This window comes from Paenibacillus sp. NPDC057967 (genome assembly GCF_042887015.1).
GTDB lineage: Bacteria > Bacillota > Bacilli > Paenibacillales > Paenibacillaceae > Pristimantibacillus.
Window position 1 is genome coordinate 545,514 of record NZ_JBHVQB010000001.1, and the last position, 12,889, is coordinate 558,402.

At 54.3% G+C, this 12,889-nt stretch carries 13 protein-coding genes; 3 read left to right on the forward strand and 10 right to left on the reverse strand.

What is annotated here, in order from left to right:
• Positions 1–2 precede the first annotated feature (2 nt).
• From ACFVSO_RS02250 to ACFVSO_RS02260, 3 genes are read right to left on the reverse strand one after another with little or no spacing between them, the layout of a single operon-like run.
• A complete protein-coding gene (locus tag ACFVSO_RS02250; RefSeq protein ID WP_387469646.1) occupies positions 3–794 on the reverse strand; it encodes an ABC transporter permease in 792 nt (263 codons plus the stop codon).
• Positions 795–802: 8 nt separating this feature from the next.
• Complete coding sequence (locus ACFVSO_RS02255) at positions 803–1,597, reverse strand: ABC transporter permease (protein ID WP_387469648.1); 795 nt, start codon at positions 1,595–1,597, stop codon at positions 803–805.
• Entirely contained in the window at positions 1,594–2,622 is a 1,029-nt protein-coding gene (locus tag ACFVSO_RS02260) for an ABC transporter ATP-binding protein (RefSeq protein ID WP_387469651.1), read from the reverse strand. Before ACFVSO_RS02260 ends, ACFVSO_RS02255 begins: the two co-directional genes overlap by 4 nt.
• A 267-nt stretch (positions 2,623–2,889) precedes the next feature.
• Between ACFVSO_RS02260 and ACFVSO_RS02265 the strand changes: the two genes are divergently transcribed.
• The 3 genes from ACFVSO_RS02265 to ACFVSO_RS02275 all read left to right on the forward strand — a co-directional run bounded on the left by ACFVSO_RS02265 (position 2,890) and on the right by ACFVSO_RS02275 (position 6,013).
• Entirely contained in the window at positions 2,890–3,972 is a 1,083-nt protein-coding gene (locus tag ACFVSO_RS02265) for an LCP family protein (protein ID WP_387469654.1), read from the forward strand.
• 186 nt (positions 3,973–4,158) lie between these two features.
• Positions 4,159–5,469, forward strand: a complete 1,311-nt coding sequence (locus ACFVSO_RS02270; RefSeq protein WP_387469657.1) for a glutamate-1-semialdehyde 2,1-aminomutase — start codon at positions 4,159–4,161, stop codon at positions 5,467–5,469.
• 58 nt (positions 5,470–5,527) lie between these two features.
• Positions 5,528–6,013: a GNAT family N-acetyltransferase gene (locus ACFVSO_RS02275; RefSeq protein ID WP_387469660.1), complete on the forward strand. Its 486-nt coding sequence runs from the start codon at positions 5,528–5,530 to the stop codon at positions 6,011–6,013.
• A gap of 72 nt (positions 6,014–6,085) precedes the next feature.
• Here ACFVSO_RS02275 and ACFVSO_RS02280 read toward each other — a convergent pair whose 3' ends face one another.
• From ACFVSO_RS02280 to ACFVSO_RS02310, 7 genes are all read right to left on the reverse strand, one after another.
• Positions 6,086–7,252, reverse strand: a complete 1,167-nt coding sequence (locus tag ACFVSO_RS02280; protein WP_387469662.1) for a PQQ-dependent sugar dehydrogenase — start codon at positions 7,250–7,252, stop codon at positions 6,086–6,088.
• A 34-nt stretch (positions 7,253–7,286) separates the two neighbouring features.
• Complete coding sequence (locus tag ACFVSO_RS02285; RefSeq protein ID WP_387469664.1) at positions 7,287–8,141, reverse strand: inositol monophosphatase family protein; 855 nt, start codon at positions 8,139–8,141, stop codon at positions 7,287–7,289.
• Between the two features lie 129 nt (positions 8,142–8,270).
• The gene (locus tag ACFVSO_RS02290) at positions 8,271–9,089 is read right to left on the reverse strand and encodes a sulfite exporter TauE/SafE family protein (RefSeq protein ID WP_387469667.1); all 819 of its coding nucleotides are present in this window, start codon (positions 9,087–9,089) and stop codon (positions 8,271–8,273) included.
• Between the two features lie 2 nt (positions 9,090–9,091).
• Positions 9,092–10,114: a UV DNA damage repair endonuclease UvsE gene (uvsE, locus tag ACFVSO_RS02295; protein ID WP_387469669.1), complete on the reverse strand. Its 1,023-nt coding sequence runs from the start codon at positions 10,112–10,114 to the stop codon at positions 9,092–9,094.
• Between the two features lie 3 nt (positions 10,115–10,117).
• Positions 10,118–10,435 (reverse strand): hypothetical protein, encoded by a 318-nt coding sequence (locus ACFVSO_RS02300; RefSeq protein ID WP_387469671.1) that lies wholly within the window; start codon positions 10,433–10,435, stop codon positions 10,118–10,120.
• A 97-nt stretch (positions 10,436–10,532) separates the two neighbouring features.
• Complete coding sequence (locus tag ACFVSO_RS02305; protein ID WP_387469674.1) at positions 10,533–11,702, reverse strand: D-alanine--D-alanine ligase; 1,170 nt, start codon at positions 11,700–11,702, stop codon at positions 10,533–10,535.
• Between the two features lie 48 nt (positions 11,703–11,750).
• The gene (locus tag ACFVSO_RS02310; RefSeq protein ID WP_387470533.1) at positions 11,751–12,794 is read right to left on the reverse strand and encodes an amidase domain-containing protein; all 1,044 of its coding nucleotides are present in this window, start codon (positions 12,792–12,794) and stop codon (positions 11,751–11,753) included.
• Between the last annotated feature and the right edge of the window lie 95 nt (positions 12,795–12,889).

The window sequence follows — 12,889 nt, forward strand, 5'->3', positions numbered from 1 at the left end:
TCCTATGAACCCGCTCCGCGATACCGCTTCACGCCATGATTCCAGAAGGCCAGTCCCAATCCGAATACGATCAGACCCATCACCGGCGTAAGCAGTGCCAGCTGGGAGATATCGTCGCTCTTCTGCTCCAGGAAGTAGGAAGCCGGAATGACGCCGACGAAAGCGAATGGCAGCAGCCAGGTCAGCATAAAGCGGATGATTTTATTGTAAATGTTAACGGGATAGCGGCCATAGTTCTGAATGTTGTACATCAGCGGAACGATCCCTGTCGGTGCGTCGCTATAGAATGAGATCGCGTTCAGCGCCGTGTACAAGCCTGCGTAGATCAAAACCGCGCCAATGATGAACAAGAACAGCATAACCAAATCCATTATGCTGAACGGCAGCCCCATCTGTGACCAGCAATACGCCATAATCCCCGCGCCAACGAAGGAGCCAATCAGCGAAGGCGGATCGACATTCTCGAACAGCACCTGGAACAAGCTATGCGCCGGCCGGGTGAGTACCCTGTCCATCTCTCCCTTTACGATGTAGCGCTCACTGAAGTTCCAGATGCTGAACAGCGTACCGAAGATGCCATACGGGATCATGAAGAAGCCGTAGACGAAGACCACCTCCAGCTCCGACCATCCGCCGAGCGATGCCGTATGCTGGAACACGATTAGAATAAAGATCAGATTCATCCCCTGGAACAGCAGGTCGGAGATAACCTCAATCCAGAAGTCGGCCCGGTAGGTAAGCCGGGTTTTGGCGTAGTTTTTAATATATTCCCAAAATAACGATGCATATCTCACGTTTTAAGTTACCCTCCTTGCACGAACAGCCGCTTGCGCGCCGCACGCCATGTCAGCCAGATCGGAATAAGCAGCAGCAGGAACCAGAACAGCTGCAGCAGCATGACGCTTCCCGCCTCCTCAAGCGGCGTTCTGCCTGTGAAGAAGGAGCTTGGCAAATACGTGATCGCCTGGAAGGGCAGCCATTCCATAATGCCGGAAAGCCAGCCGGGGAAAAACGCAATCGGCACCACTACGCCGGAGAACAGATCAACCATAACGCGCTTCATCCGCATCATGCCTTCGTTATTTTCCACGAAGAAAGCGAACAGGCCGGTCATGATGTTGATCTGGGAGTTAATCAGAAAGCTGAAGAACAGCATGACGAGATAGATCAGCCATACCTTCGGATCAGTCGGCAGTGACACCGGAAAGATCAGACAGACGATGAAGAGGCCCGGCACCATAAAGAGCAGCAGCCGGAACAGCCCTTCTCCGAAGCCCTGCATCATTTTCACAAACAAATAGTTATAGGGACGGATCAACTGCACGGCTACGCTGCCATCCCTGATCTCATTGGCAATCTCGCGATCCAGGTTGTTGAAGTAAAATGCCCGCGCCATCCACGATACCGCAATATAAGTCGTCATCTGCGGCACGGTGAACCCCGCCAGCGTATCCTGGCTTCCATAGATCGCCTGCCACAGGAAGTAGTACGCGCCAATATTAATGGCATAAATAATAATGCCGCTATAATAATTAACCCGGTAGGCTAGCATCATCAGGAACCGGATTCGGATAAAATCGGCGTACGCGCTCATCATGATGTAGCGACTTCCTTCTTGGCGACATCCGCCGAGCCCGATTGATAGATGCCCCTGACAATTTCATCCGTGTTCGTCTCGAAAATTTTAATATCGCGAATATCCGCTCCGCCAACAACTCTTGCCATCGCATCCGATACGCTTACTTCATGCGGTACGAACAGCTTGGCCGTTACGTCGTTCTCGATCGTCCAGCCCACGTTGATGCCTTCCGTCAATTGCTTCAGCTTCGCGATCGGCGTATGCTTGGCGAATTGGAACTGGATTTCCCGTCCTTTGCTCCACTTCGTCTTCAGCTCGTCCAACCCGCCGTCATAGATAACCCGGCCGTCATCCAGCATAATAACCCGTGAGCATAACGCTTCAATATCCTGCAAATCATGGGTGGTAAGCAGAATGGTCGTGCCTTCCTCTTTGTTCATCTGCATCAGGAAGTCCCGAATTTCCGTCTTCACTACGATGTCGAGACCGATTGTCGGCTCGTCCAGAAACAGGATAGACGGATTATGCAGCAGCGATGCCACTAGCTCACAGCGCATCCGCTGTCCGAGGCTCAGCTTCCGGACAGGACGATTGAGCAGATCGCCCAATTGCAGACGTTCCACCAAATTGTCAAGCCGCTTGCGGAAGTCGGCTTCCGGCACTCTGTACACCTTGCGAAGCAACCGGAACGATTCGATCACGCCAATATCCCACCATAACTGCGAACGTTGTCCGAATACGACGCCGATGCCGTTCACGAACTTTTCTCGATCCCTATAGGGAACGAAGCCGTTCACCTTCAACTCGCCTGCTGTCGGGACCAGAATCCCGGTAAGCATCTTGATCGTTGTCGACTTGCCCGCTCCGTTCTCCCCTATGTAGCCGCAGATCTCGCCTTGCGGAATCTGGAATGAAATATCCTTTACGGCCCTTACTTCTCTATACTCACGTTTAAACAGATCTTTGAGCGCGCCAGACAAGCCTTCGCGGTTTTTTTGCACCTGAAAATCTTTGCGCAGATCCTTGACGTCTATCGCCAGCATACTGTTAACAGCTCCTCTCGGCTCGACATTTCCTGGGAAATAGCGACTATATTGTTCCCTATTTGATAAAACTTGCATCAGGTTGGTCCTGAGCTTTATAATTTTATGATATGTAATCATACATCAGTTATCTCGATGCGTAAACTGTGCTGAACCGATCCATCAATTCCATTCAAGGGTGCGGATATGTTCCATTCATACAGTCGGACAACATCGGATAAGGAACAATTCTAATCGGCGTAGAGTGAAAGGAGACCAACGAACGCAATGCGTACACGGTCAAGCAACAAAGGCAAAAAGAAATGGAAATGGGTTTGGATAACTCTCTCGGTCGTTGTGCTGCTTATAATTGCCGCCGCTGCCGTATGGGGTGCCGGTATTATCAAAGAGCTGGACAACTTCCAGAAGAAACCTGAAGACTCGATATTCAAGGGCATAGAGCCGGACAAAACAGTCGAGATTCCCAAATGGGAAGGCAAAGAGCGTGTAAACATCATGCTTCTCGGAGGCGATGCTCGCGACGCTGAGGAAGGCGAAATTGCCCGCTCCGATTCCATACTGGTCGCATCCTTTGATCCGGTTACAAAAAAAGCCCATCTGTTCTCCGTCCTGCGGGATACGTATGGCGAGATTGAGGGCTACAGAGGCCGCATCAACTCTGCTATTACGGTCGGCGGACCATCGCTGGCGATGAAGACTGTCGGCGAACTGCTCGGCCTGGAAATTCAATATTATGTCTACACCGACTTTGAAGGGTTCAAGTCTCTCATCGATACGATCGGAGGCATCTACTTCGAGGTTGAGAAGGACATGCGCTACACAGACAATGCGGACAAAAACCGCTACGATATCAATCTGAAAAAAGGATACCAGCTGCTGGACGGCGACAAAGCGCTCCAATACGTCCGCTTCCGTCATGACGCCATGAGCGACTATACGCGGACCGAGCGTCAGCGCAACTTCCTGAAGGCAGTCGCCAAGGAGCTTCAATCCACCTGGAACCTGATTCGGATGAAAGACATACTGGAGAGCGTCTCCCCTTACATCGAGACAAACCTGAGCGTCTCCGATATGCTCAAGCTGGGCCAGCTTGGTGTCGACAGCCACGTCGGCGGCACGGCGCAAATCCCGCCAATGGAGCTAGTGCAAGAGATGAACGTCGGCGGAGCATCCGTCATCGGCGTTCGCGACAAGGATGCGCTGCTGGGATTCGTTCAAGAGATTCTCTCCACCGACGAGACGATTCCGGTTCCATCGGAGTCGCCTGACCCGAACGCCAGCAATTCCAGCGGCTCGTCAAGCGGCGGAGGCGTGTCGGGAAGCACTGGCAGCACGAGTAGCCGCAGCTAACGTATAACTCCATGGAGAAAGAGCACATAGGGTGCTCTTTTTCTCTTTCCCCGATTCGGTTACACTAATAAGGTTGGACAAGCGGACACGGAGACGGATTGTTGCACCATGCAGATCCGCGATGCCCGTAATTCACCTTTATGAAGATAGCTAAGCAAGCTTGTATGATAGAAAGGAATGATAGACATGTCGAAGCATAGACCAACCTCTGAGACTCTCTATGAAGAGGCTCTGCAGCATATTGTAGGAGGCGTGAACAGCCCTTCCCGTTCATTCAAGGCCGTAGGCGGAGGCGCTCCCGTCTTCATGAAGCGTGCCGAAGGCGCTTATTTCTGGGATGTGGACGATAACCGCTATATTGATTATTTGGCAGCATACGGCCCTATCATTACCGGCCATGCCCATCCCCATATTACAGAAGCTATCGTACGCGCCGCACAGAACGGTACGCTGTACGGCACGCCGACGGAGCTGGAGATCAAGCTCGCCCGCATGCTGAAGGAAGCCATCCCGTCGATGGACAAGGTCCGCTTCGTGAACTCCGGCACAGAGGCCGTCATGACGACGATTCGCGTAGCCAGAGCTTATACCAAACGCAACAAAATCATTAAATTCGCGGGCTGCTACCACGGCCATAGCGACCTCGTATTGGTAGCCGCAGGCTCGGGGCCTTCCACGCTTGGCATTCCGGACAGCGCAGGCATCCCGGCCAGCATCGCCCATGAGGTCATTACGGTGCCGTTCAACGATCTGACAGCGCTTGAAGAGGCGCTCCAGCGCTGGGGCGCCGACACGGCAGCCGTTATGGTGGAGCCGATTGTCGGCAACTTCGGCATGGTCATGCCGCATGAAGGCTTCCTGGAGGGTCTGTGCAAGCTGACTCGTGAAGCTGGAGCGCTGGTCATCTATGACGAGGTCATCAGCGCATTCCGCTTCCACTATGGTTCATCTCAGACCTATCAGGCATTTCCCGACCATGCAGCGATTGAGCCGGACTTGACGGCACTGGGCAAAATCATCGGAGGCGGCCTGCCAATCGGCGCTTACGGCGGACGCCGCCACATTATGGAGCAGGTTGCTCCGCTCGGCCCTGCATATCAAGCGGGCACGATGGCGGGCAATCCCGCGTCCATCGCAGCGGGCATCGCCTGCCTGGAGGTACTGCAAGAGCCGGGCATCTACGACCGGATGGAAGGACTCGCCTCGAAGCTGGCCAAAGGCCTTCATGCCGCAGCCAAGAAGAACCGCATCCCGCTTACGGTCAACCAAATTAGAGGCTCCTTCTCCGCCCACTTCTGCGATCATCCCGTTACGAATTACGACGAAGCGCAGGATACCGACGGCGAGAGATTCGGCAAGTTCTTCCGCCTCATGCTGGATCAGGGCATTAATCTCGCCCCTTCCAAATACGAGGCCTGGTTCCTGACGACCGCTCATACGGAAGCGGACATTGAAGCTACAATTGAAGCCGCTAATCACGCCATGGCATCCCTATAAGAGGTTGTTCAACTCACATTATAAGAAACTCATCTATAAGAGAGGAGCAGCATCCATCATGAATGTCACCACCCGCTTATCGGAAGCCGGCGATTTCGCTGCACTGGCGGAGCTGAACAATGGGCTCTGGAATGATGATACGTCCCCTGTCCCGATTCACTGGGACAGTGCGGAGGAATACGCCCAATATCATTCGCCCGGCTCCGAGATTGTAGCGATATGCAATAGTCAGCTGTGCGGCTATGTGAGTCTTAAGCAACCGACCAAGCTGGAATCGAACAACCATGTTGTCGAGCTGGCTATTGGTGTCGATTCCCGGTTCCGAGGTATCGGCGCCGGGAGAGTGCTGCTCGATGCTGCCTATAATTGGGCGAAGCAACACGGCAAGCGCAAGCTGTCGCTTCGCGTACTCTCGACGAATACGTCCGCTATTGCCTTTTATGAGAAATGTGGATTTCAAGTACAGGGCAGATTGGTTGAGGAATTTTATATGAACGGCCGTTACGTTGACGACATCTTCATGTATAAAATGATTGAGTCGTAACACGCTTAAATCCAATACAAAAGGGAGGCAATGCTGCTTTAAGCGGCATTGCCTCCCTTTCCTATATCGAAGCTATTCATAGGGTATTGCGATCAAGCGGTCATCCGTGCTGCCAGGCGAACCGCGTCCGTCGCGGTTATTTGTAATAAAATAAAGAGTCCCGTCCTTCAGCACCAGGTCGCGTATCCGGCCTTCACCCTTATGAATGATTTCCATCTCGCCGCTCTGGGGCGTATAGCGATAAATCGCCTCGCCGCGAAGGCCTGCTATGAGCAACCTTCCTTGATCATCAATGATTGTGCCAGACGGCGCGATCGCCTCGTCTCCTGTATGGTAGAGCGGTGCAATCATGCCTTCCCGATTGTCATCGCCAATGACGACAGGCCAGCCGTAGTTGCCAATCGGCTCAATCCGGTTAATCTCGTCATGTCCGCCGGGTCGTCCCGACGGCCCATGCTCTGTGCTGTACATAACGCCATCCTTTGTCCACGCCAATCCTTGCGGATTGCGATGGCCGTATGAATACACGTATGAGCCTGGAATCGGATTATCGTCAGGCACACTGCTATCTGGCGCCAAGCGGAGGATTTTCCCTGCGAGGCTATCCTTGTCCTGAGACAGCGCCTGCTCCTGCGCGTCGCCCGTCGTTACGTACAGCATGCCGTCGGGACCAAAGGCCATCCGTCCGCCATTATGATACAGATCGCCCGGAATGCCTTCCAGCAGCGCTCTCTCCTCGGCCCACTCCGAACCTTCCTTCTTCAGCAGAACGACACGGTTCAGCGTCCCCTCCGGTCCGCGATACGTATGGTAGGCATAGGCTAGTCCGGACTCTTGAAAATCCGGTGCCAGCAACAAGCCCAGAAATCCGCCCTCGCCCTCGTGGTGGACAGCCTTGCCCAGGCGGACCGTCTGACGGTCGATATCGCCGTCCTTCACTTGGACGATGTTGCCTTCCCGCTCGCTCATATAGATTTCATTCCCATGGAAGGCAATCGACCATGGAATACGCAAGCCGGCGCTGACCGTGCCATTGTGGGCTGCTGGGGGCGAAGGTTCTCCTGCGGGTTCGGATGGCGCAGGTTGTTCACCGTTGGAATTGCCTGATGAGGGTTGCTCCGCAGCAGTTGATGGCGATGGACCGTTCTCCTCAGACGGCGCGTCCGTCCGGCTGCATCCCGCTATCACAATCGCCAGCGTCATCGCTGCAGCCCCAAGCTTGATCCATTGTGTGTTCATCTCTCCTGCCTCCTATCCGGTCCTTGAATCATCCTTACCCTGTCGCTCCTGCTCTGTCCAACGCCGTCAGCAGCTCTTCATGGAAGTGGCCGTTGCTCGCTGCCACGTTGCGCACGGCAAGCGAATAGGAATCGCCCTTCGTATTGGTCACAATCCCGCCTGACTCCTGAATAAGCAGCACACCGGCTGCCATATCCCAGCTGTTCAGTCCAATCTCCCAAAATCCGCTTAGCCGCCCAGCAGCAACATAAGCAAGATGCAACGCAGCCGATCCGGCGAGTCTCAGATTGCGCACTTGCGGAGCAAGCTCGTTGATTCCCCGCAAATTAATCGGCAGCGCGTCATTCCGATCCGCAGGGAATCCCGTTGCAATCAGGCTCTCCTTTAGTGTCCGATCCGTCGATACCTGCATGCGTCTGCCATGCACGTAGGCTCCCTTGCCCTTCTCGGCGACAAACAGCTCATCCCTCACGGGATCGTAGACGACGCCGACGATAATGTCCCCGCGATAGGCAAGCGCGATAGACACGCAGAAGAACGGAAACCCGTGCACGAAATTCGTTGTACCGTCAATGGGATCTACGATCCATAAGTACTCCGAGTCGCTGGCTTCCTCCAGCGCCTTGGCGGAGGCTTCCGGCCCTGGCTCGCAGCCTTCCTCCCCCAGAAACGAATGATGGGGGAAGTGCGTGCCGATCAGCTTCCGAATGAGCCGCTCCGAACCCTTGTCCACTTCGGTGACAAGGTCATGCTCTGAATATTTTATTTCAAGGCTGGCGTAATTGCCCAGCTTGGTCATGATCCATTCCCCGGCCTTCGCCGCACAGTTAATGGCGACAGCCGTGAAGCTTTTACCGCCAACTACGAAGGCATTGTTCCCTTCTGTCACTTCGTATCACACTCCTCGCCGATTATTGGTCATCCCCTGGTGCGTTATAAATTTTCAGCAACACATCTATCATATTTAATACGTATGAAGCCCGTGCCGGGTTTCGCCTGCAAGTATGCATATCGGGCTTTATACATGAGCTACCCCTTCCCAAATAAGCTGAATCGATAACGCAATTAACGTGATCCGCAGGAGCCACAATAACCCCTTTCCGCTCATTCGCATAGCAATGTACGCGCCTAGCTTGCCTCCAATCCATGCCCCCGGTACAAGTGCCAGAACGAGCAGCCAATTCATTTCGCCTAGCGCAACATGCATCCCGCTTCCCAATATGGACGAGAGAAAGATGACAAACATGGAGGTGGCCGTTGCAACATGCGCCGGGAATCGGAACAAGAGCACCATGAGCGGCACGAACAGCGAGCCGCCCCCTATTCCGAACAGCCCGGATATAAGCCCGACGCCAAAGCCGATCGCCAGCGCAGGCAGCACAGCATAGCTGTAGCTGTGACGTACGCCCGAGGCGTCGACCAGCTCGCGCTTGACCGGCCACTCTTTCGTAAACGGTTTCATATAATCACGGGCAATCAGCAGTCCCGCCATGCCAAGCATGAACAGTCCGAATCCAAGCTGGAACACACCCATCGGCAGCTTACCGGTAATGGCAGCCCCGAGCAAAGCGCCTGGTCCGCTCGTTGCGAAGAACAGCCATGCGCTTCGCTTATCAACCAGTCCCCGCTTGGCATAGGATAGCGTTGATGCAAGCGCTGTCACAATGAGTACCGACAGGGATACCCCTACCGCAACCGCATGGTCGATAGGAGCTCCTATAAGAGACGGAGCCGTATACAGCAGAGCCGGGACAATGATGATGCCGCCCCCCAGCCCCACAATGCTGCCGAACATAGCTGCGACGACGCCCAGCAATACAAGTAAAATCCATTCCATAGCTAATCAGGAGAAATCTCGACGCTTGCTCCGTCCAAGACCTTAACTCCTACCCCTCTTTTCTCAAGGTCCTTCATATCCTCCATCAGCCGAAGCAGCGCAGCGTCCTTGCTCTTCGCCTCCAGCATACAATCAACCGCCGGACACTCACGCGCAGCAGCCTTCAGAAACTGGAGCAATGGCTCGGGCTCCACATAATCGGCATGGCCTCTTGGATCGGACAAGCTCTTCGGGCTGGATGCATGAATTTTTGGCGGCAAATCGCTATGCTTGGCAAGACCGAGGCGCCCCCGCTCCAGCTCCCAGGTACGCATAATGCGAGGCCATAGGCCGTTATAAAGCTCGTCCTCCTGAATGCCGCCCGTATTGACGGCATGATGATGGATATCGAGCACCATCGGGACGCCGACCGACTCGGCGGCTGCCAGCGTTTCCGACACGTTGAACGTCTTGTCGTCATTCTCCAGCGTCATCCGATGTTTAATGCGCTCGGACAATGCGCCGAATTGCTCGATGAACCTTGCTCCCGAGACCGCCTTGTCGCCATAAGCTCCTCCGATGTGGATATTGCATTTGCTCCTCTCATCCAGCTCCATCAGCTCCAGCATCCGGACATGATGCTCCAGATCCTGCTCCGACTTCGCCAGCACCTCCGGCCTTGGCGTGCTGAATACACAGAAGTGGTCCGGGTGGAACGACACTCTCATGCCGGTCTTCTTCACGTACTCGCCTATATCCCGAAAAGACGAAACCAACGGAGAATAAGCATCCCAATCCGCCACGCCCTCATGTGTGGCCAGCGGAATCAGCTTGGATGAAAACCGGTACATCGCAATATCATGGGCATGGCTATGCTTCAGGATGCGCAGCGTGCTCGTCAGGTTCTCCTCCGCAATGCGCTCAAGCCGCCTCAGGCCAGCTTCCCGGTCATCCAGGTTGGACAACGTTTTGTACGTCATCGTTCGGGACGGGGAGGCATTCTCCAGCAGCGTGCTCATGGCTACGAAGCCGAATCTGACAATCATACGTTACCCCCGCTCTCCAAAAAACATCTCATACGCCAGCGCCGTCTGGACGCGCGCTTCCTCATCCGTCAGCTTGCGCACCAGCTCCATCTCCACCTGCGTCACTTCTTCGCCTTGAAAATTAATTTCCGCAATCGATGCCGAGATACGCACAATCGCAATCGCCTCGTTATTCGGCGTATAAGCAATGACCTTCTGTCCCGTCGGATAAACGCGGAACCCGCTCTTTACCATTTTGCCCTTGCCGTATTCCAACAATTCATATAGTTCCTGCTCCGACTTGAATTTGCATACCGAATTGAATTCCGTCTGAAATCCCATCGCAACCTCATCCTCTCTTCACTCTATAATGGCATAGCCGCGCAACAGGCTCCTTGATGGGAGCATTGCGCGGCTTCATACGAACCCAACCTGCATCTTAGCCTTTAAGCGACTCTCCCGTAAAATCGATTCTCTGCTTGTCCCTGTGCCGCTCAAGCGCCAATTGGATCAACGTGCTCAGAAGCTCTTTATAAGGAACCCCTGTCTCGCGCCACAGCAGCGGATACATGCTGAACGGCGTGAAGCCAGGCAGCGTATTCACTTCATTAATCAACAGCTGGTTGTCTTCCTTCCGCAGGAAGAAGTCAACGCGGGACAGGCCCGATCCGTCGATCGCCTGGAAGGCGCGGACAGCCATCTCGCGGATGGATTCCGTCAATTCGGGCGACAGCTCCGCCGGAATGATCATCGTGGACTTGCCATCGATATATTTTGCCTTATAATCGTAAAATTCATTGGAAGGGGCAATCTCGCCCGGGACAGACGCTTTCGCATCATCGTTGCCCAGCACGCTGACTTCAATCTCGCGGGCATCGATAAATTCCTCTACGATCACCTTACGGTCGAAGCGGAACGCGTAATTGACGGCCGCGATTAATTCCTCGCGGTTCTTCGCCTTCGATACGCCGACGCTGGACCCCAGATTGGCCGGCTTGATAAAGCACGGATAACCAAGGGAGATTTCGCATTCCATCACAAAGAAAGAAGCATCCTTCTCCCATTGGGTCCGGTTGAAATGACGGTAGATGCATTGCGGCAACCCATCCTGCGCAAAAACCTTCTTCATCATAATCTTGTCCATCCCGACTGCGGATGCCAAGACGCCTGCTCCCACATAAGGTACATTGGCCATCTCGAATAAGCCTTGAATGGTGCCGTCTTCCCCGAACGTGCCGTGCAGCAGCGGGAACATGACGTCTACCGTCTCATCGGCTTGTTCGGATAGCGATGGGTGTCCGCTGATCTTCGCTTCGCCTGCCGATGCAAGCGCAGTGCCTGCTTGGTCGAGCGTGCTGAAAAGCGGCGCAAGCGAATGGCTGGACGTTACGCCCTGCTCGCCGCCGAAGCGCAGCGATTCCACGGAATCCGGCGCTGCCAGCATCGTCACTCCGCTTTTCCATTCGCCACGCTTCGTAATATAGAAAGGTTTGATTTCATATTGGTTATAATCAAATTCACGCATAACGGCAAATGCCGTCTGCAGCGAAACCTCGTGCTCTCCTGATTTCCCTCCGTACACGAGTCCGATTCTTACTTTGCTCCCCATAGACTATCCTCCGGTATGATATAATTTCCATTACAAGCTTTTGCATGCTCAAAGAAGATCGGGTATATGAAAAAAACGGTAACGGGTTCCTTTGGTCCAAGCGTAAGAGTCCCGATAATCCCAATAACGATGCCGGCTGGCGACCGTATTGGCATTTACTAAGGGTTGGCCGGCTGCATCGAAGGCCGTCACAATCGTACTGTGCTGATACCTTCCATCGCCGGTCCAGTCATATGTAATGACATCGCCAAGCTGTAATTGGTCGGCCGATTGCACTTGCTCAGCCCGAAGACCTGACTTGCGCGCAGTCGACAGATACTGGGTGAGCGAATTGGAGACTGCCCAGCTGTAGCTCCACCACTCCTGGCCTTTGCTCCGTCCCTTGTACCACCATCCGCTTCCCCTTTTACCAGTATAGTTCATAGGGGCATTGCCTGCAAAGATGCACTGGGAGACATAATTCGTGCAATTCACGTCGAACAACTCGTAAGAAGGGTTCCCTTCATTCCACCACCGATCGGCATAAGCCGCAGCCAAATCTCTCCTGTAGCGAATACCGGTAATCCGGTTTTTGAATTGAGGCATTAGGTCATAATTTAAGTAGGGTAAAGACGGCATGACATATACCTCGTCGTGTGAAATCGCTTCCGGCTCTTCATGCCATTCCAGCGACGATGCGCCATAGCGGGGCCTGCGCTCCGCTATGAGCGGCTCCACCTGCAGCACTTCCCAGCGGCTGCCCGCCGCCGAGAGCCACAGCCGTTCGTATTCATAGCGCTCTTCCATATAATAGCTGCCGCCCTGTTCCATCCTGCGCCTGATATGAAGCCGCAGCAGCACGGATACTTCGCTTGCGGATTCGTTCACGCGCACCAGCTCCGCCTTCGTCTCGCTCCCTGCCGGGAGGGCGCCGCGCAGCAAATCCCGCTCCCGCATTCGCGCAAGGCGGCCGGAGAGCCTCTCGCCATGGACAAGATCAGCCATATAATCGGTAAGCACGCGTGGATGCTGCTCCGTCTCGGCCTGATTATAGAGATTCACGTAACGGTGAATGGACGCCTTCCATTCCTCACGGTCTCCCGCCTGAAACACGCGCGGCGGCGCGGAGCTCTGTATGAGGGACGTCGGCTTGGGCTTCGTCTCAAGAAGATCGCGCCTGTCGCTCTGCTTGATTCGGACAGCTGTGG

Bases quoted from the DNA above. Each gene is read 5' to 3' on its own strand.
- ACFVSO_RS02290 (WP_387469667.1), bottom strand. From the start codon at position 9,089: ATGGAATGGATTTTACTTGTATTGCTGGGCGTCGTCGCAGCTATGTTC.
- ACFVSO_RS02270 (WP_387469657.1), top strand. From the start codon at position 4,159: ATGTCGAAGCATAGACCAACCTCTGAGACTCTCTATGAAGAGGCTCTG.
- ACFVSO_RS02300 (WP_387469671.1), bottom strand. From the start codon at position 10,435: ATGGGATTTCAGACGGAATTCAATTCGGTATGCAAATTCAAGTCGGAG.
- uvsE (WP_387469669.1), bottom strand. From the start codon at position 10,114: ATGATTGTCAGATTCGGCTTCGTAGCCATGAGCACGCTGCTGGAGAAT.
- ACFVSO_RS02255 (WP_387469648.1), bottom strand. From the start codon at position 1,597: ATGATGAGCGCGTACGCCGATTTTATCCGAATCCGGTTCCTGATGATG.
- ACFVSO_RS02305 (WP_387469674.1), bottom strand. From the start codon at position 11,702: ATGGGGAGCAAAGTAAGAATCGGACTCGTGTACGGAGGGAAATCAGGA.
- ACFVSO_RS02265 (WP_387469654.1), top strand. From the start codon at position 2,890: ATGCGTACACGGTCAAGCAACAAAGGCAAAAAGAAATGGAAATGGGTT.
- ACFVSO_RS02260 (WP_387469651.1), bottom strand. From the start codon at position 2,622: ATGCTGGCGATAGACGTCAAGGATCTGCGCAAAGATTTTCAGGTGCAA.
- ACFVSO_RS02280 (WP_387469662.1), bottom strand. From the start codon at position 7,252: ATGAACACACAATGGATCAAGCTTGGGGCTGCAGCGATGACGCTGGCG.
- ACFVSO_RS02275 (WP_387469660.1), top strand. From the start codon at position 5,528: ATGAATGTCACCACCCGCTTATCGGAAGCCGGCGATTTCGCTGCACTG.